Origin of the sequence: uncultured Haliea sp. (assembly GCF_963973825.1) — a bacterium.
Taxonomy (GTDB): domain Bacteria; phylum Pseudomonadota; class Gammaproteobacteria; order Pseudomonadales; family Halieaceae; genus Haliea.
In genome coordinates this window covers 112,081-129,441 of sequence record NZ_CAXBAE010000005.1, presented here as the reverse complement: position 1 = coordinate 129,441, position 17,361 = coordinate 112,081, and the positions used below count along the sequence as shown (strand labels likewise).

Below are 17,361 nucleotides of genomic sequence, written 5' to 3'. Positions count from 1 at the left end.
ATGCCCTCTTTCCGCAAAACCGTCCTTGCAACCGCCCTGGCGGGCGCGCTGCCCCTGACCGCTGTTGCACAGCTGGAAGAAGTGGTAGTCACCGCCACCAAGCGTCAGGCCTCGGCACAGGATCTGCCATTCTCGATCAACGCCCAGTCAGAAGCCGATATTCGGCGCCTGGGAGCAACCTCACTGGAAGACCTGTCGCGTAACGTGGCCGGCCTGGCCATCCAGAACCTGGGGCCGGGCCAGAGCCAGGTCTCCATTCGCGGGGTATCGGCGGGGCAGGTGGTGCGCGACCAGCCCGGTGTCAAGGAGCAGGTGGGGGTCTACCTCGACGAGACCGTGATCTCGCTCTCGCTGTTTACACCCGACCTCGACCTGTACGACCTCAATCGCGTGGAAACGCTGCGCGGCCCGCAGGGCACGCTGTTTGGCTCGGGATCCGTGGGCGGCACCATCCGTTTCATCACCAATCAGCCGGACTTTGAAACACTGGAAGGCTCGGTGGAAGCCAATCTCAATACCGTGGAAGACGGCGACATGGGCGGTCATGTCAAAGGCATGATCAATATCCCCATGAATGACCGCGCCGCGCTGCGGGTGGTGGGTTACGGCACAGAATACGGCGGTTGGATCGATGCCCTGCGTGAGGGTGGTGCGGTCACAGAGGACGTCAACGGCGGTGGCCGCTACGGTGGCCGCATCGCCCTGGCTCTGCAGCCCACCGACAACCTCACCATCACGCCGCGGGTTGTGTTCCAGAAAATCGAGACCGACGGCTTCAATCGCGAGGAGGTGTACAACCTGTTTGCGAACCCCTACACCACCACACGTCCGCCGGTGCAGCTCGGCGAGCGCCAGCAGTTCCTGCGCCTCGATGAAGCCTTCGAGGACGAGACCATGATTGCCGACCTGGTAATCAACTGGAGTCTCGATGCGGTGGACGTCACCTACGCCGGCAGCTATGTCGACCGTGAGATTCTCGCGAGTCGGGACGCGAGCGCGCTGTCCGGCTCGGTGTCGGTAGACCTGGGCTTCCCCGAGCCCGCAGTACTGTTGCCTTCCAACCTGCGCGACACCACCGATTTACAGCAGGTCACCCATGAGCTGCGTTTCGCCTCGAACAGCGATGGCCCCTTCAACTGGGTGTTCGGCGGTTTCTATTCCGACGTCGAGCGCACCTACGCGCAGCGTTTGCCGACCCCGGGTTACGATGCGGTGACTGATCAGGTGCTGGGTGCCGGCACAGCCGCAGCGGTCAGCAACGGCTACGGACCCGATTCGCCGTACAATTCCGATCTGCCCTACGATATCGAGCAGACCGCGCTGTTTGGTGAGGCCAGCTTCGACGTTACCGATCGCCTCAGCCTGACCCTCGGCGGGCGTTACTACGACTTCGAGGAAGAGCGCCGCTTCACCACGGGGGGGCTGTTCTCCAATGGTGACGATCAGGTGGACGCCACGTCTTCCGACGGCTTCAATCCCCGCGTCATGGTCAGCTACGATGTCAGCGACGAAATGACCGTGAATGCACAGGCATCACAGGGCTTCCGGCTGGGTGGGGTCAACGATCCCCTGAACGTGCCCCTGTGCGATGCTGGCGACCTGCAGACCTTCGGCAGCTTCCAGTCCTATGAGGATGAGACGCTCTGGAACTACGAGTTGGGGTTCAAGAGTGAATTCGAGAAAGTGCGTTTCAATGCCGCGCTGTTCTACACCGATATCGAGGACCTGCAGGTGACCCTGGATGCCGGCTCCTGCTCGTCGCGCATCAGCTTCAACGTGCCGGAAGCGCACACCCTGGGCGTGGAGTGGGAGCTGGTGGCCTATCCCATGGAGCTGCTGATGCTGACGCTCTCGGGCAGCATACTGGAGGCCGAGTTCGACTCCACCGTTGTTGACAGCGCAGGGAATGTGCTGGGTGGTGTCGAGGACGGCAACCGCCTGGCCTCGGTGCCGGAAATCCAGGTGTCGGCGTCAGCGACGTATACGTTCCCGGTCGAGGCCTTCGGTTCGGATGAAATGTATGTGTCCGCGGTGCTGCAGCACGTGGGTGATCGCTTCACCCAACCCAGTGACCAGGTGGACGGCGCAGGGAACTTTGTCTCCGGTCTGCCATTCGGTGGTGCAACGGGTAACGAGGTGACGGCGGTTGACCTGGAACTGGACGCCTACGAGCAGCTCAATCTCAGTGCGGGGATTGTCTGGGAAACCTTCGAGGCGGTGTTTTACGTGAATAACGTCACCGATGAGAACGCCCAGTTGTCCTTTGACCGCGAACGCGGCGGGCGCGCCCGGTTGGCCTACCGCAACAACCAGCCGCGTACGGTGGGTATCACCCTGCGTAAATTCTTCTAACCCTCAAGTGCCGCGTGCCGGGCGCCCCCGCGGCGCCCATGCCCCGGACTGAGCATTGCGCCGACGTGCCGGATAGTGTCTCCTAGGCCGCAGGATACCGTGATGAGGATGCGGGGTGGCGGGAAGCGGCAATAAATGGTCGAAGTTCGCAGCCGGCGGCAGCTATGTCGACCGGGACGACGACCTTGTTCCCGCCTCGCTGGTTGACCGCGACTGGGAGCCCCGTTCGCGCAAAGCGCCTGTATCCGCCATCGAGGCCGCGGAGCGCGGCTACGACCCCGACACCTGGGTGATACAGCCCCCGCCCCAGCCCGAACCGGAACCCGAACCCGCGCCGGAACCGGAACCCGAACCCGAACCCGAACCCGAACCCGAACCCGAACCCGAACCCGAACCGGAACCCGAGCCGGAACCCGAGCCGGAACCCGAGCCCTTCGTGGCCGCGCCGCGCCGCGTACCGAGTCCGCGGACACTGTCCTGGGCGCTGTTTGCCGCCACGCTCGTGATCGGCGCCGTCGTCTACGGCTATCTGGTGCAGGAGCGCGAGGCGCTGAGGGCCGAATTCATGGCGCTTGAGCAGCGGCGCGCGGACGTGGTGTCGCGGGAGGACCTGCTGCTGCAGGAGCGTCTCGCCCGTGATGTGGCAGAGGGCAACGCCCGGCTGGAGCGCGACCTCAGCCAGCTGCGGGCTGAAAACCGCGAGCTGTCGGCAATGATTGAGCAGCTGGAGGCTGGCCTGGCACAGCCTCTGGCGGAGGCGGAGGGTGCGGCCGCGGCACCTGCCCCGGCCGCGGTGCCCCCGCCGGTGCCGGAGAGCGCGGCACCCCCACAGGATGCATCTCCAGAGTCCGCCACACCTGCGGTGAACGGTGACTGGTTCGTGAATTTCGGATCCTACGTGCAGCGCAGTATTGCCGAGCGCTGGGCAGGGCGGTTGCAGGTCGATCAGGGCTCGGTCGTGATCCAGGCGGCAACCGTCTCCGGTCAGGATCTCTTCCGGGTGCGGATTGTGGGGCTGGAGTCCCAGCAGCAGGCGCGGGCCCTAGCCGCAGTATTGGAGGACCGCTATGGTCTCGGGCGTCTCTGGGTGGGGCGCAGTGACCCGAACTAGCGGGCAGCGGTATCGGGGTTTTCCGGTGCCAGCGCCGCCTGCAGTGATTCGAGTCGGCTGAGCAGCGCGCGGTTTGCTGCCTGGATCTCCTCGACTTGTGTAATCAACTGCTGCTGGGTGTCCTCAAGCGCGTACAGCGCAGGTAGTGTACTTGCCGTGTTGGCGATCGACTGCGGTAACGGGACCTGCGCTGTCTCGCCGATGGGCGCCACGGTGCGCGCCACCGACGGCACCACCGGTTCTGTCGCCAGGAAGCCGTGGCCCGCGGCGGCGGTGGTGACCAGCAGGGCACCAAACAGCGTCCAGGTCATCCAGCTGCGTACGGGGGGGCGCGTGAATCTACCGGGCTCGCGCCGCCCCTGCGGCTGCGGTGCGGCGGGGGCGCGCAGATCACTGCGCAGCCAGAGGTTGCCGGAGCCGGCCGTGGCCCGGCGACTGCGCCGACGTCCGCTCAGACGCTGATGCACACGCGCCCCCGGCCCTGTGCCTTGGCGTGGTAGAGGTGGGTGTCCGCGCGCTGCAGCAGCGCCTTGTCATCATCGCCGGGAAGCAGGTCGGCCACGCCGATGCTCACGCGAGGCAATACCCCACCCGCCTTGGCGGCCAGTTCCACGGTGACGTGCTCGACGGTTTCGCGGATCTTGCGCGCCACATCTGCCGCGCCGCTGAGTCCGGTGCGGGGCAGCAGGATGGCGAATTCGTCGCCGCCGAGGCGAAACAGCAGGTCCGACTCGCGCACGCAGGCGCGGAAGGCCTGGGCCAGGCGACGCAGCACCTCATCCCCCACCAGGTGACCCAACTGGTCATTGATGTCCTTGAAGTGGTCGATGTCGATGATCATCAGCGACAGCGCGCTGCTGTGGCGTTTGGACAGCAGCAGCTCCTGGGTCAGGCGCTCATCCATGGCGCGGCGGTTGAGCAGGCCGGTGAGCCCGTCGTGCATGGCGGTAGTCTGCGCCCTGGCCAGTTGCCGGGCGAGTCGCAGGGCACGCGCCAGGCCGCCCAGGGCCCGTTCCAGCAGCGTCAGCTCAGGCTCGCTGTAGCGCTGGCGGCGGGACAGGGTCACCGCTCCCAGTGTGCTGCCATCGATATCCAGTTGATAAAGCGCGCGATGATGGCGTTGTTCACCCAGGACAACCGCCAGCTCGTCATCGGCGTCAGTGAAGCCGACGCTGTCGGCCAGCCCGCAGCGATTTGCCCAGTTGTGGAATCGCTCCAGCAGTACGTTCTGGTCAGCTTCACCGAGCAGCAGATCAAACAGTCCCAGCAGCTGGTCGGCTGCATCGCGTTCACCCAGCGGTGATGCCACGGTTGCGGCAACGGACGGCGCCAGGTTGGCAGCGCGGTCACTGACGAGGGTGAAGGGTGATCTGTCGGTCATGGCATCGATGCTCGAGTGAAGGTCCATCGAGCTTGTTAAAGCAAAGGGCGTGCCAACCAGTTTAAATGGAAATTAGGTGTAGATAGGCGAAAATTTGCGAAGTTAGGCGACAATATTTGCACGATGCAGGGCAAAAAACCACGGATCACTCGGGGAGCGGCAAAACACCGCCGGCCCGGAGTCAATAATTTGACGTTTGCAGGCCCGCTGCTTCAGGCCTTGCCGAGGCTCTGGCTGTCACTCGCGCTGTCGGCGGCTCCGGTACCCGAGTATAGCCGGGGGTCGCCGTCCTGCTGGCGCAGCACACGCAGCGCGCTGCGGGTGTGTTCGGTCAGGCGCCCGATGAGTACGCCATTGCTGGCGTTGAGCTCGGCGCAGCGTTCACCCAGCGCAATCAACCGGGCCTGCAACTCGCGGTTTTCGATGGCATTGTCGAGCACGCTGATCTGGCTGGACAATGTGGCATCAGCTGCGGCGGTTGGGCGCTGTTGCTGCAGGCCGGCGAGCTGCTTCAAGGCGGCGTCTTTGGCGCGGGTGCAGGCTTCAATGCGTTGGGCATCACCGGCACGCAGTGCCTGCTGTTCAGCGTCGAGTTGGGCGAGTACGGTTTCCAGGGCGGTGATTTCGGCGCGCAGGGCCAGCGCCAGTTGTTCACCGGGCGTCACGTTCAGGACAGATCCTGTTCGGCCTGCAGCAGGTTGCTCACAATCCGCTCCAGGTCGACCCGGTAGCTGCCATCGCTGATCGCAGCGCGCAGCTGCTCCACGCGCTCCATATTGGCATCGGGCACGCTGGCCAACTGTGTTTCCAGTTGCAGCATGTCTTCCGCCATGCGCGTGATGGTGACCGCATCTGCCTCCACCACCGGCTTGCCGGCACTGGCCTGGCTACTGCGTCCGGCCTGGTCCACCGTGCTGGTGCGTGCATCCCCGCCGGTACGCGACGGTTTGATGTTGGCATTGTTGTCAATTGGGTCCATGTCGGTTCACGCAGTCAGTGAATGGCTGGCACGTAAGGGTGCCTCAAGCAGGTTAGCGGCAGCCGGACGGAAAAGTTTAGCACAAGCATCGCCGCGCCGTGTTCATGGTATGCGCACACTGCCGTCGGCGTTGACGATGCCCTCGACCCGGCGCCCGGAGGCAAGGTTGGTGACCAGCAGGCGGTCACCCGCCGCGGCGTTGGCCATGGCGCGTCCCTGCATGGTGACCTGCAGGCCCTCGCCCCCGGCGATCAGGGTGACGGTCTGGCCGCGGGAGATCAGCTGCGGTGGGCGCAGCTGGCTATGCCGCAGCGGGGAACCCGCGCTGGCCGGCCGGATAAGCTCCATGCCGATGGCCTGCTGCGGGTCCATGATCACCGCATCGGTGGCACTGGTTATGGTGCGTTCCACCAGGGTGAGGTCACGTTCGCTGATGATGCTGCCGCGGGGCAGGTTGTCAGTCAGTACGGGGAGAGTGCCGCGGGTGCTGACGTCCAGGCGCACATACAGCGTCCAGGCACTGGGCTGCGCACAGCGCACCCCGACACTCACCGGTCCCAGTACGCTCGCGTTGGCGTTGCTGAATGTCTCCAGCGGTTCACCGCAGGCCTGCAGGCGCAGCCGGGAGTCCAGGGGGCGTGCACTCACCTCAAGGTCAGTGTAGCCCTGCGCCCGTGCCGCCGCGGTTGCCTCGGCGCTGGCGGCCGCCACCACGTCCTCCAGCGGATGGAGTATCTCGGCCCGCGCGCCCGCGGCGAAGATCGCCGGCAGGTGCAGGGCCAGGAGCAGCAGGCGCAACCCGGTGCGCCGGAAAATTGACATGAAGCCTCCCAAACAGGTCGTCAAGGTGTTTCGAAGCAGGAACCATGCCAGTCGCGGATAACGCGGCCGCCGTGTGGTGGGGCGGCAATTCTTGCCGCCGGAGCGGCAATCGGGCTTCCGGTCGCCCCCTGAAATCCGCTCAGAAATTCCTTAACCCATTGTAATAAAACACTATTTTACGGTTGGCACGGTTCCTGATTAGGTTTCCCGTGCGTGCTGTGAGTAGGCAGCGAGAAGGAGCGACCGACATGAGTTTTACTGACCGGGTTTTTGGAACGAGTGGACAGGCGATGGCGCTGCGTGCCCAGCGCCTGGAGTTGATAGCGGCAAACCTGGCGAACCAGGACACCCCCGGCTACAAGGCCCGTGACATCGACTTTGCCGCCGCCATGCAGGCGGCGACCGCTGGCGGGCTGCGGCGCACGCATGCCAGTCATCTGGATGCCAACGGCGGCATGGGGGCGGCGAATGAACAGCCCCTGCTGTACCGCGTACCCAGCCAGCCAGCGCTGGACGGCAATACCGTAGAGGCCCAGCGCGAGCATGCGGAGTTCATGGACAACGCCATTCGCTACCAGGCCAGCCTGACGATTCTGGACAGCCGCATCAAGTCCACCCAGCGCGCGATACGGGGCGAATGAGCATGAGCCTGTTCAACATCATGGCGGTATCGGCCTCGGCCCTGGAAGCGCAGAGCGTGCGCCTCAACACGATTTCCAGCAATCTGGCCAATTCACAGGTGGTCAGCAGCACGCCGGAGGGGGCGTATCAAGCGCGCTATCCCGTGTTTGAAACCCTGCTGCAGGACGGCCTCGGTGACGCCGAGGGTGCCGCCGGCGTACGCGTTGCGGAGATCGTTGAGTCGCAGCTGCCCCCGCGGCAGGAGTTTTCGCCATCCCACCCGCTGGCCAATGAGGAGGGCTACATCTACCGTTCCAATATCAATCCGGTGGATGAAATGGCCAACATGATATCGGCTTCGCGCTCCTACCAGAGCAGCATCGAGGCCATGAACACCGCCAAACAGCTTATCCAGCGCACCATCACGCTGGGCCGATAATCAACGAGGACAACACCGATGACCACGCTCGCCGGCATCAATGAGCTGTTTCCGCAACCGGAAGCGGCACCGCGACAGGCCAATTCCGTTGAGGACATGGGCTCCGAAGCGTTCCTGACCCTCATGGTCGCCCAGCTGAAAAACCAGGATCCCACCAAGCCGCTGGACAACATGGATTTCATGGGCCAGCTCGCACAGTTTGGCACGGTGTCGGGTATTCAGGAGCTGAACACCGGTTTCGGTGGCCTGGCCTCGGCGCTGACCGGTAGCCAGGCCCTGCAGGCGGCCAACCTGGTGGGCCGCGATGTGGTCACCGAAGGCAACGTCGGCCTGTTGCGGCCCGTGGAAGGCACTGCGGAGGAGGGCGACGACCCCGCGCTGGCGCTGGATGCCACGGTGGCCTTCACCGGCAACGCCACCTCGGCAACCCTGTTCATCCAGGATATGAGTGGGCGCCTGGTCTACAGCGCGGCGCTGCCGCCCGGTGTGAGCTCGGATTTCCGCGTGCAGTGGGACGGCCGTGATGGCAGCGGGGCACAGCTGGAGGCCGGCCAGTATCGCGTCTCGGTGGAAGCCCTGGTCGGCGGCGTGTCCACCACGGTGCCGGTTTACGCCCACCAGCGCGTGGAGTCGGTGGCCATCGCTGCCGGCACCGGTGATGTGGCCCTCAACCTGGCCAATGGCCAGACCGTGGGCATGAATACGATCAAGAGTATTTTGTAACAGCGTCGGGCCCGCCGGGACCGCGCGACACCGTTTGTTGAGCCAGGAGAGAGACAATGGCCTTTGATACCGCAATTTCGGGCATTAACGCTGCAAGTGCAGACCTCAATGTCATCAGTAACAATATCGCCAACGCCTCCACGGTGGGCTACAAGACGTCGCGCGCAGAGTTCGCCGATGTCTTCGCCACCAGCCTGCTCGGTGCCGGGGGCAATGCCATCGGCAAGGGGGTGAGCCTGTCGGCGGTGACGCAGGAGTTCGGCCAGGGCAACATCAGCTTCACCGACAACGCCCTGGACCTCGCCATCAGCGGCGGCGGTTTCTTCCAGCTCAGCGTCGACGGCGCGCTGCAATACACCCGCGCGGGCAACTTCAAGGTGGATCGCGAGGGCTTCGTCGTCAGCAACGCGGGTTCCCGCCTGCAGGGTTTCCAGGTGAACTCGGTGGGTGACGTGACCGGCCAGCTGGGCGACATCCAGATCGACACCTCGCTGCTGGACCCCAACCCCACGGGCCTTGTTGACCTGACCTCCAACCTCGACTCGCGCGAAGTGCCGCCCAACGTACCGTTTGGTGGCCCCTTCGACGCCTTCGCCCTGCCGCCCACCTCGCCGGACCCCAGCTCCTTCAACGCCACCACCTCGACCACGGTGTATGACGGCCTCGGGAACCCCCACGTGTTGAGCCTGTATTTCGTCAAGACCGCCACACCTAACCAGTGGGAAGTACACTCACTGGTAGACGGCGTGACCACTTCCGGGCCGGACACGCTGACCTTCCAGTCCAACGGCCAGTTCGACCCGCTGACGCTGCCGGTGGAAGTGAACATCACCGGTTGGCAGCCCCTGAACGCGGCGGGTGTGGGCACCGGCGCCGACCCGCAGGACATCACCGTGTCCCTCTCTGATACCACGCAGTTCGGCACACCCTTTGCCGTGAGCAGCGTGATCCAGGACGGCTTTGCCGCGGGCCAGCTGCGCGGGCTGGAGATTGACTCCACCGGTATCGCCTTCGCCCGCTTCACCAACGGTGAGTCGCGCGCCCTGGCGCAGATTGCGCTGGCCAACTTCAACAACCCCAATGGCCTGCAGCCCATCGGCGACACCAACTGGGTGGAGACCTTTGCTTCCGGTCCCTCCAACGTCGGCGCCCCCGGCACCTCGGGGCTCGGGGTTATCCAGTCGGCGGCACTGGAGGAGTCCAACGTGGAGATTACCGCGCAGCTCGTTGACCTGATCATTGCCCAGCGCAACTTCCAGGCCAATGCGCAGGTGATTCAGGCGGAAGACGCGGTCACCCAGACCGTGATCAACCTGCGTTGATCGGCGCCGAGCGTAGCTGATGGATCACTTCGTCTACATCGCCGCCTCCGGCGCCCAGGAAATGATGCTGGCGCAGGCCGCCAACAGCCACAACCTGGCCAACGCCGCGACGCCCGGGTTCAAGGCGGACCTGGTGAGCGCGGAAAGCCGCTACCTCGACGGCGTGGGTGCTGCCAGCCGCGTGTACACGATCGAGAAGCACAAGGGCACCGACCTGGCGCCCGGCAGCCTGGAGCAGACCGGTCGCGATCTCGATGTCGCGCTGGTCGGCGAGGGCTGGATCGCGGTGCAGGCGCCGGACGGCACGGAAGCCCTCACGCGGCGCGGCGACCTGCGGGTGGATGAGTTCGGCCAGCTGGTCAACGGTGGCGGACAGCCGGTACTCGGTGAACGCGGGCCGATTGCCCTGCCGCCGTTCAGCTCGCTCACCGTGGGCTCCGACGGTACCGTGTCGATCGTGCCGCTGGGCGAACAGATCAATGCCGTGGCGGTGCTGGACCGCATCAAGCTGGTCAACCCGCCGGCCGATCAGATCGACAAGGGCCCGGACGGTTTGCTGCGCGCTGGAGACGGCCTGGCCTCGGCCCCCGCCGCCGAAGTGCGGCTGGCCTCGGGCATGCTGGAATCCAGCAATGTCAATCCGGTGTCCGCGATGGTGCACATGATCGAGCTGGCACGACAGTACGAAATGCACGTGCGCATGATGTCCACCGCCCAGGAGCTGGATACGGCGTCAACCCAATTAATGCGACTCGAATAAGGAATTCAGGCCATGTCACAGTCACTGTGGATTTCCAAGACCGGCCTCGACGCGCAGCAGACGCGCATGTCGACCATTGCCAACAACCTGGCCAACGTCGGCACGACGGGCTTCAAGCGCAGTCGCGCGATTTTTGAAGACCTGGTGTACCAGAATGTGCGTCAGGTGGGCGCCCAGTCCTCCCAGGACACGCTGCTGCCCTCGGGCCTGCAGATCGGCACCGGCACCCGGGTGGTGGCGACCGAAAAGCTGTTTACCCAGGGCAACCTGACCAAGACCGACAACTCGCTGGACCTCGCCATCCAGGGCCGCGGCTTCTTCGAGATCCTGCTGCCGGACGGCACCCAGGCGTACACCCGTGACGGCTCCCTGCAGATCAACGACCAGGGCATTGTGGTGACCTCTGCCGGCTACCAGCTGCAGCCGCCCATCACCATCCCCCAGAACGCGACTTCCATCAGCATCGGTGGCGATGGCACGGTATCGGTCACGGTGCCGGGCAGCGCCGCGGTGAGCCAGGTGGGCAATATCCAGCTCACCGACTTCATCAACCCGGCCGGCCTGCAGGCGCGCGGCGAGAACCTGTTGGTGGAATCCGGCGCCAGCGGTGCGCCGCAGCCGGGCAACCCGGGGATCAACGGCCTGGGCACGGTGGTGCAGGGCTACGTGGAAAGCTCCAACGTGAATGTGGTGGAGGAGCTGGTGAACATGATCGAAACCCAGCGCGCCTACGAGATGAACTCCAAGGCCATCTCCACCGCTGACCAGATGCTCCAGTTCGTCTCCAACAACCTGTAAGGAGTGATCGTGCGCGCTTCCCTGAAACCTGTGATGCTCGCGGCCGGCCTGGTTCTTCTGTCGGGCTGCGGCGGTGTGCCCGAGAAGAGCCACGAGCTGTACGGGCCGGTGGATCCCATCGATTATTCCCTGTTGCCGAAACCGCCCACCAATGGCGGTGTGTACGTGTCCTCGCAGGCGATGTCGCTGTTCAGCGACACGCGCGCGGTGCAGGTGGGCGATATTGTCAGCGTGGTACTGGTGGAGGCCACCACCGGCAGCAAGAGCAGCGACACCGAGCTGGACAAGAGCAGCGAGATCAACCTGACCAGCCCCACCGTGTTCGGCCAGCCGGTCACCGTCAACGGCCGCTACAACCTCGGGGTGGATATCAACGGTGCCAGCGCCTTCTCCGGTGAGGCTGCCCTGGGCCAGAGCAACAGCCTGCGCGGCTCCATCGCGGTGCAGGTAGCGCAGGTGCTGCCCAACGGCAATCTGTATATCCAGGGCGAGAAGTGGATCAATATCAACCAGGGGGATGAGTACATCCGCCTGCGCGGTATTATCCGCCCGGAGGACTTAAGCCCCACCAACACCATTTCCTCCACCCTGATTGCCGACGCGCGCATTTCCTACAGCGGCACCGGCGTCGGTCAGGAAGCCAACACGCCCGGGTGGTTGACCCGGTTCTTCATGAGCCCCCTGGTTCCCTTCTGAGGCACGCTGATGCTAACCCTACTCTGGTCCCGTCTCTGCCCGCTGTTGCTGGTGTTGCTGCTGTCCTCACAGGCCAGCGCCGAACGCATCAAGGATATCGCCAGCGTCAACGGCGTGCGCAGCAACCAGTTGATCGGCTACGGCCTGGTGGTGGGCCTCGACGGCAGCGGTGACCAGACCATTCAGGCGCCGTTCACCATCCAGAGCCTGAAGAGCATGCTGGCACAGCTGGGGGTGAACATCCCCGCCAACGTCAACCCGCAGCTGACCAACGTCGCCGCGGTCATGGTGCACGCGGACCTGCCGGCCTTCGCCAAGCCGGGGCAGACCATCGACGTGACGGTCTCCTCGCTGGGCAACGCCAAGAGCCTGCGCGGCGGTACCCTGTTGATGACGCCGCTGAAAGCCGCCAACGGTGAAACCTACGCCCTGGCACAGGGTTCGCTGCTGGTCAGTGGCTTTGGCGCCGAGGGCGCGGACGGCTCCCGGGTGACGGTCAACGCCACCAGCTCCGGTCGCATTCCCAACGGCGCGACGGTGGAGCGCACGGTGGACAGTCCCTTCGCCACCGCGCCGACCCTGATCATGAACCTCAATGCGCCGGACTTCACCACCGCACAGCGGGTCGCGGGTTCCATCAACGCCGCACTCGGCGTGGGCACGGCGCAGCCGATTGACGCCGTGTCCATCGAGGTGCAGGCGCCGGCCGACCTGGCGGACCGCGTTGCCTTTGTCTCCATCGTCGAAAACCTGCAGGTCGACCCGGCGTCGGCACCGGCGCGGGTGGTGGTCAACTCGCGCAGCGGCACCATCGTCATCGGCAGCGACGTGCGCGTGGAAACCGCGGCGGTGGCACACGGCAACCTGGTGGTGACCGTCTCCGAAGACATCAACGTGAGCCAGCCCGGTGCCTTCGCGGGCGGCGAGACCGTGGTCACCCCCGATTCCGAAGTGGTGGCGGAGCAGGAAAACGCGCGCATGTTCCTGCTGGATGCGGGCATCACCCTGCAGGAGCTGGTGGCGGCGGTAAACGGCGTGGGCGCCGCCCCCGGGGACCTGATAGCGATCCTCGAGGCGCTGCAGCAGGCGGGCGCCCTGCGCGCCCAGTTGATTGTGATCTAGGGGCGAGTCATGCAGGCGGCACAGGCATCTCTTTACCACGACTTCAGCGGCCTCGCCGCACTGCGGCGCGATGCCCGGCAGGATGCGGCCGCCGCAGCGGAGCCGGTTGCCGCGCAGTTTGAAGCGATTTTCGTGCAGCAGATGCTGAAAGCCATGCGCGATGCCACGCCGGAGGGCGGTCTGTTCAACAGCAATCAGCTGAAAAACTGGCAGCAGATGTTTGACCAGCAGTTGTCCGTGGACCTTGCGGACCACGGCGGACTGGGCCTGGCGCAGGTGCTGGTGGAGCAGCTGCAGGCGGCGGGCGCGGTGAGCGACGCTGCGCCCGCGGAGACGGCCCAGCCCCTACTGCCGCCACAGGGCGGGCAGGCGTCAACGCTGCTGCCCCCGGCACGCTACAGCCGGGCCCCCGCAGCAGCCGGTGCCCCAACGCTGGAGGCTGGCACCACAGCGCCCGCCGCACAGCCGCCGCTGGCCGCCGCCGGCCGGCCGCCGGCACCGCCCACCGCCCCCGAGGACTTCGTCCGCGAACTGTGGCCGCAGGCGGTGCCCGCCGCTGCCGAGCTCGGCGTGGACCCGGCGGTGCTGATTGCGCAGGCGGCGCTGGAAACCGGCTGGGGCCAGCGCGCGCTGCCCGCGGCTGCCGGCAGCAGCCACAACCTGTTCAATATCAAGGCCGGGCGCGGCTGGCAGGGCCCCACCACCACGGTGCAAACCGTGGAGTACGACGGCGCAGCGGCGCGGCTGGAGCGCGCGTCTTTCCGCGTGTACGGCAGCACGGCGGAGTCATTTGCCGACTATGTCGACCTCATTCGCGGTGCCCCGCGCTATCAGGAGGCACTGGCCAGCGCCGCCGAGCCCGAGGCCTACCTGCGCGAACTGCAGGCGGCGGGCTATGCGACAGACCCAGCCTACGCCGACAAAATCCTCGCAATCCTGCAGCGTGGCAGCCTGGCGGAGACCGTGGCCGAGCTAAAGAATTCCGCTCAGCTGCCGCCAACCCTTTCTGACCGGCGGCCCGAGGCCGCCTGAACCCTGACCGAGGCTCACTGTGGCGGATCTGCTCAACATCGGGACTTCTGCGCTGCTCTCACTGCAGCGGGCGCTCTCTACGACCGGCCAGAACATCGCCAACGTGAACACGGCGGGGTATAGCCGCCAGCGGGTGAATTTCGCCACCCTGCCGCCGGAAGCGACCGGCGCGGGTTTCCTCGGCACCGGTGTGAAGGTGGACTCCATCACCCGCAGCTACGACCAGTTCCTGGCCCAGGACGTACGCAGCCGCAGCTCCTCCAGCGCCGGGTTCAGCACCCTCAGCAGCCTCACCTCCCGCATTGACAGCCTGCTGGCGGACCCCTCTGTCGGCATTGCCCCCGGCATCGAGAGCTTTTTTGGCGCGCTGCAGGATGTGGCGAACAACCCGGGCTCAATTCCCGAGCGCAAGGTGTTGCTGGGCGAAGCCAATGAGCTGGCCGGGCGCTTCCAGACGCTGGATGCCCAGCTGCGTGGCCTCAACAGCGAAGTCAGCCAGCGCATCACCACCACGGTCAGTGACATCAACGCACTGGCCAGCAACATTGCGTCCCTCAACGAGCAGGTGGTGCGTGCCACCACGCAAAGCGGCGGGCAGCCGCCCAACGACCTGCTGGACGCCCGGGACCAGGCGATCAACCGCCTGGCGGAAAAAGTGGGTGTGACCACCGTGACCCAGGATGACGGTGCGGTGAACGTGCTGGTGGGCAACGGTCAGGCGCTGGTGGTGGGTTTCACCGCCAGCCAGCTGCAGACCTTCCGCGACCCCTTTGATGCCACACGGGTGAATGTGGGCATTGCCGGGCTGGCGTCCAGCACCGATATCGGCCGCTTCCTGAGCGGCGGTGAGCTGGGTGCTGCACTGTCCTTCCGGGGCGGCGTGCTGGACAGCACGCGCAATGAGTTGGGCCTGCTGGCTGCGGGGATTGCTGCGACGTTCAATGCCCAGCACAGCGAGGGCATGGACCTGAATGGCCAGCTCGGGGGCAATTTTTTCCGGCCGCTGCAACCTGCGGTGTCGGGGTCGACCGGCAACACGGGCAGTGCCACGGTCACTGCGGCACTCGCGGATGTGGGCCAGCTCACGGGGGCGGACTACCGCCTGAGTTTCGACGGCAGCCAGTGGACCCTGCGCAACCAGCAGACCGGCGCCACCCAGACCGGCGCCGGCCCGGCATTCAGCATCGATGGCGTGGACATCAACATCAGCGGTACGCCGGCGGCCGGTGACAGCTTCCTGGTGCAGCCGGTAGCCCAGGGGGCCAACCTGTTTGCGGTGGAGCTGACCAACGCAGCGGCCTTTGCGGCCGCCAGCCCGGTGCGCAGCAGCACTGGCAGCGCCAACCTGGGCGATGCGCGCCTCTCGTCGCTCGCCGTGGACAGCGTCGCGGGGCTGCCGCTGGCCGGCGCCATCACGCTCACCTTCAACCCCGATGCGCTGGGCCCGGGCGTGCCCGGCTACGATGTGGCGGGCAGCGCCGGCGGTCCCATTGCCTACGACCCGGCGACCGACAGCGGGGGCCTTGCCGTCACGCTGGGTGGCCTCAGCTTCGAGCTGGCGGGCACGCCGGCCGCCGGGGATACCCTGAGTATTGCCAACAACACCGACGGCAGCGGCGACAACCGCAATGCGCTGGCGCTTGGAGCCCTGCAAACCGCGCCGATCCTGGACGGCGGGACCGCCAGCTACCAGGACAGCTACGCAGGCCTGGTGGCCGATGTGGCCGTGCGCAGCCGGCAGGCCAGCGCCGCCGCCGACGCCGAGGGAACCCTGCTGCAACAGGCAATTTCCGCCCGCGACAGCGTACAGGGCGTGAACCTGGACGAGGAGGCCGCCGACCTGTTGCGGTTCCAGCAGGCCTACCAGGCCGCTGCACAGGTGATCTCCGTGGCGGACACCGTGTTCCAGACCCTGCTCGACGCCACGCGTCGCTAACGCCGGAGCTGACTGATGCGCCTTTCAACCGCCCAGATTTTCCAGCAGGGGATCAGCAACATCCTCAACCAGCAGGCCCAGCTGCAGAAAACCCAGCAGCAGCTGGCCAGTGGTCTGCGCGTGACTACCCCGGCGGATGACCCCATCGCCGCGGTGCAGATTCTGGACCTGACGGAAGACCTGCAGCAGCTCGACCAGTTCCAGCGCAATGCCAACCTGGCCGAAGGCCAGATCGCCCTCGCCGACACGGTGCTGCAGGATGTCACCGACGTGCTGCAGCGGGTGCGCGAATTGACCGTGCAGGCCAACAACGCCACCCAGACTCCGGAAACCCGCCGCGCCATCGCCACCGAGATGGAAGGGCGGCTGGATGAGCTGGTCAGCCTGGCGAACACCCGGGATGCCAACGGCGAGTTCGTGTTTGCCGGTTTCCAGGCCCAGACCCAGCCCTTCAGCCGCAGCGGCGGACAGGTGCTGTACAACGGCGACGAAGGGCAGCGCTTCCTGCAGGTGGCACCCAATACGCAGCTGGCGGTGCGCGACTCCGGCCGCGCCGTATTCATGGACATACCGGCTGGCAACGGTCGCTTTGACATCCGCGCCGACGCCGGCAATGCCGGCACCGCCATTGTGGATGCCAGCAGTGCCGCGGCCAATTACCAGCGCGATACCTACACCATCAGCTTCAGCCAGCCGACGCCCGCGGACCCGGTCACCTTCACGGTAACGGACAGCAGCGCCGCGGTGGTGGCCAGCGGTCCCTACCAGTCCGGCGCCAGCATCAGCTTCAACGGGGCCAGCGTGACCTTCGAGGGCGCGCCGGCGGACGGCGACAGCTTTACCGTCCCCGCCGCACCGCGCCAGGACGTGTTCAGCAGTGTGCAGAACATCATCGACAGCCTGAAATCCTCCACCACCGGCCCCGCTGCCTCGGCGTCGGTGAATAACGCCATGGCGAGCGGCCTCGCCAACCTGGACCAGGCGCTGGGCCGCATGCTGGAGCAGCAGGCGGACCTGGGTGTGCGCCTGAACCGCATAGACAGCCTGCGCGAAAGCAACGACGCCTTCACCCTGCAGCTGCAGGAGACCCTCTCGGAAGTGCGCGATCTGGACGTTACCGAGGCCATCAGCCGGCTCAACCTGCAGCTGGTTGCCCTGCAGGCGGCACAGCAGAGCTATGTGCGTATCCAGGGCCTGTCCCTGTTCAATTTCCTCTAGTAAAAAAAACTGACACTTCGCCTAAAGTTCCTTCAAGACCGTCCGCTAA

At 65.7% G+C, this 17,361-nt stretch carries 18 protein-coding genes; 13 read left to right on the top strand and 5 right to left on the bottom strand.

Annotated features, from left to right (window positions below; genetic code table 11):
- Entirely contained in the window at nt 1-2,352 is a 2,352-nt protein-coding gene (locus AACZ17_RS08200; RefSeq protein ID WP_290745426.1) for a TonB-dependent receptor, read from the top strand.
- Nucleotides 2,353-2,467: 115 nt separating this feature from the next.
- Nucleotides 2,468-3,463: an SPOR domain-containing protein gene (locus AACZ17_RS08195; RefSeq protein ID WP_339638076.1), complete on the top strand. Its 996-nt coding sequence runs from the start codon at nt 2,468-2,470 to the stop codon at nt 3,461-3,463.
- Here AACZ17_RS08195 and AACZ17_RS08190 read toward each other — a convergent pair.
- From AACZ17_RS08190 to flgA, 5 genes are all read right to left on the bottom strand, one after another.
- The gene (locus AACZ17_RS08190; protein ID WP_290745184.1) at nt 3,460-3,930 is read right to left on the bottom strand and encodes a hypothetical protein; all 471 of its coding nucleotides are present in this window, start codon (nt 3,928-3,930) and stop codon (nt 3,460-3,462) included. The genes AACZ17_RS08195 and AACZ17_RS08190 overlap by 4 nt on opposite strands.
- Nucleotides 3,915-4,844 carry a GGDEF domain-containing protein gene (locus AACZ17_RS08185; RefSeq protein WP_290745181.1) on the bottom strand — a complete coding sequence of 310 codons (930 nt, stop codon included), beginning with the start codon at nt 4,842-4,844 and terminating at the stop codon, nt 3,915-3,917. The genes AACZ17_RS08190 and AACZ17_RS08185 overlap by 16 nt, the downstream gene beginning before the upstream one ends.
- A 212-nt stretch (nt 4,845-5,056) precedes the next feature.
- Nucleotides 5,057-5,509, bottom strand: coding sequence for a flagellar protein FlgN (locus tag AACZ17_RS08180; RefSeq protein WP_290745178.1), 453 nt, complete (start codon nt 5,507-5,509; stop codon nt 5,057-5,059).
- Nucleotides 5,510-5,511: 2 nt separating this feature from the next.
- Nucleotides 5,512-5,823: a flagellar biosynthesis anti-sigma factor FlgM gene (flgM, locus tag AACZ17_RS08175; RefSeq protein ID WP_290745175.1), complete on the bottom strand. Its 312-nt coding sequence runs from the start codon at nt 5,821-5,823 to the stop codon at nt 5,512-5,514.
- Between the two features lie 102 nt (nt 5,824-5,925).
- Nucleotides 5,926-6,645, bottom strand: coding sequence for a flagellar basal body P-ring formation chaperone FlgA (gene flgA, locus AACZ17_RS08170; protein ID WP_290745173.1), 720 nt, complete (start codon nt 6,643-6,645; stop codon nt 5,926-5,928).
- Between the two features lie 248 nt (nt 6,646-6,893).
- Here flgA and flgB point away from each other — a divergent pair, with 248 nt between their 5' ends.
- The 11 genes from flgB to flgL are packed head-to-tail and all read left to right on the top strand — an operon-like array spanning nt 6,894 to nt 17,312.
- Complete coding sequence (flgB, locus tag AACZ17_RS08165) at nt 6,894-7,286, top strand: flagellar basal body rod protein FlgB (protein WP_290745170.1); 393 nt, start codon at nt 6,894-6,896, stop codon at nt 7,284-7,286.
- Nucleotides 7,287-7,288: 2 nt separating this feature from the next.
- Entirely contained in the window at nt 7,289-7,705 is a 417-nt protein-coding gene (flgC, locus tag AACZ17_RS08160; RefSeq protein ID WP_290745168.1) for a flagellar basal body rod protein FlgC, read from the top strand.
- Nucleotides 7,706-7,723: 18 nt separating this feature from the next.
- A complete protein-coding gene (locus AACZ17_RS08155; protein WP_290745167.1) occupies nt 7,724-8,428 on the top strand; it encodes a flagellar hook capping FlgD N-terminal domain-containing protein in 705 nt (234 codons plus the stop codon).
- A gap of 56 nt (nt 8,429-8,484) precedes the next feature.
- Complete coding sequence (gene flgE / locus AACZ17_RS08150) at nt 8,485-9,750, top strand: flagellar hook protein FlgE (RefSeq protein WP_290745164.1); 1,266 nt, start codon at nt 8,485-8,487, stop codon at nt 9,748-9,750.
- A 19-nt stretch (nt 9,751-9,769) separates the two neighbouring features.
- Entirely contained in the window at nt 9,770-10,510 is a 741-nt protein-coding gene (gene flgF / locus AACZ17_RS08145; protein WP_290745161.1) for a flagellar basal-body rod protein FlgF, read from the top strand.
- A gap of 12 nt (nt 10,511-10,522) precedes the next feature.
- Entirely contained in the window at nt 10,523-11,308 is a 786-nt protein-coding gene (gene flgG, locus AACZ17_RS08140; RefSeq protein WP_290745156.1) for a flagellar basal-body rod protein FlgG, read from the top strand.
- Between the two features lie 9 nt (nt 11,309-11,317).
- Nucleotides 11,318-12,004, top strand: coding sequence for a flagellar basal body L-ring protein FlgH (flgH, locus tag AACZ17_RS08135; protein WP_290745153.1), 687 nt, complete (start codon nt 11,318-11,320; stop codon nt 12,002-12,004).
- 9 nt (nt 12,005-12,013) lie between these two features.
- On the top strand, nt 12,014-13,126 hold the full coding sequence (locus AACZ17_RS08130; protein WP_290745150.1) for a flagellar basal body P-ring protein FlgI: 1,113 nt from the start codon (nt 12,014-12,016) through the stop codon (nt 13,124-13,126).
- 9 nt (nt 13,127-13,135) lie between these two features.
- Nucleotides 13,136-14,158 (top strand): flagellar assembly peptidoglycan hydrolase FlgJ, encoded by a 1,023-nt coding sequence (gene flgJ / locus AACZ17_RS08125; protein ID WP_290745147.1) that lies wholly within the window; start codon nt 13,136-13,138, stop codon nt 14,156-14,158.
- 19 nt (nt 14,159-14,177) lie between these two features.
- Nucleotides 14,178-16,094 carry a flagellar hook-associated protein FlgK gene (gene flgK, locus AACZ17_RS08120; protein ID WP_290745144.1) on the top strand — a complete coding sequence of 639 codons (1,917 nt, stop codon included), beginning with the start codon at nt 14,178-14,180 and terminating at the stop codon, nt 16,092-16,094.
- A 15-nt stretch (nt 16,095-16,109) separates the two neighbouring features.
- Nucleotides 16,110-17,312, top strand: a complete 1,203-nt coding sequence (gene flgL, locus AACZ17_RS08115) for a flagellar hook-associated protein FlgL (protein ID WP_339638070.1) — start codon at nt 16,110-16,112, stop codon at nt 17,310-17,312.
- Nucleotides 17,313-17,361: the final 49 nt, after the last annotated feature.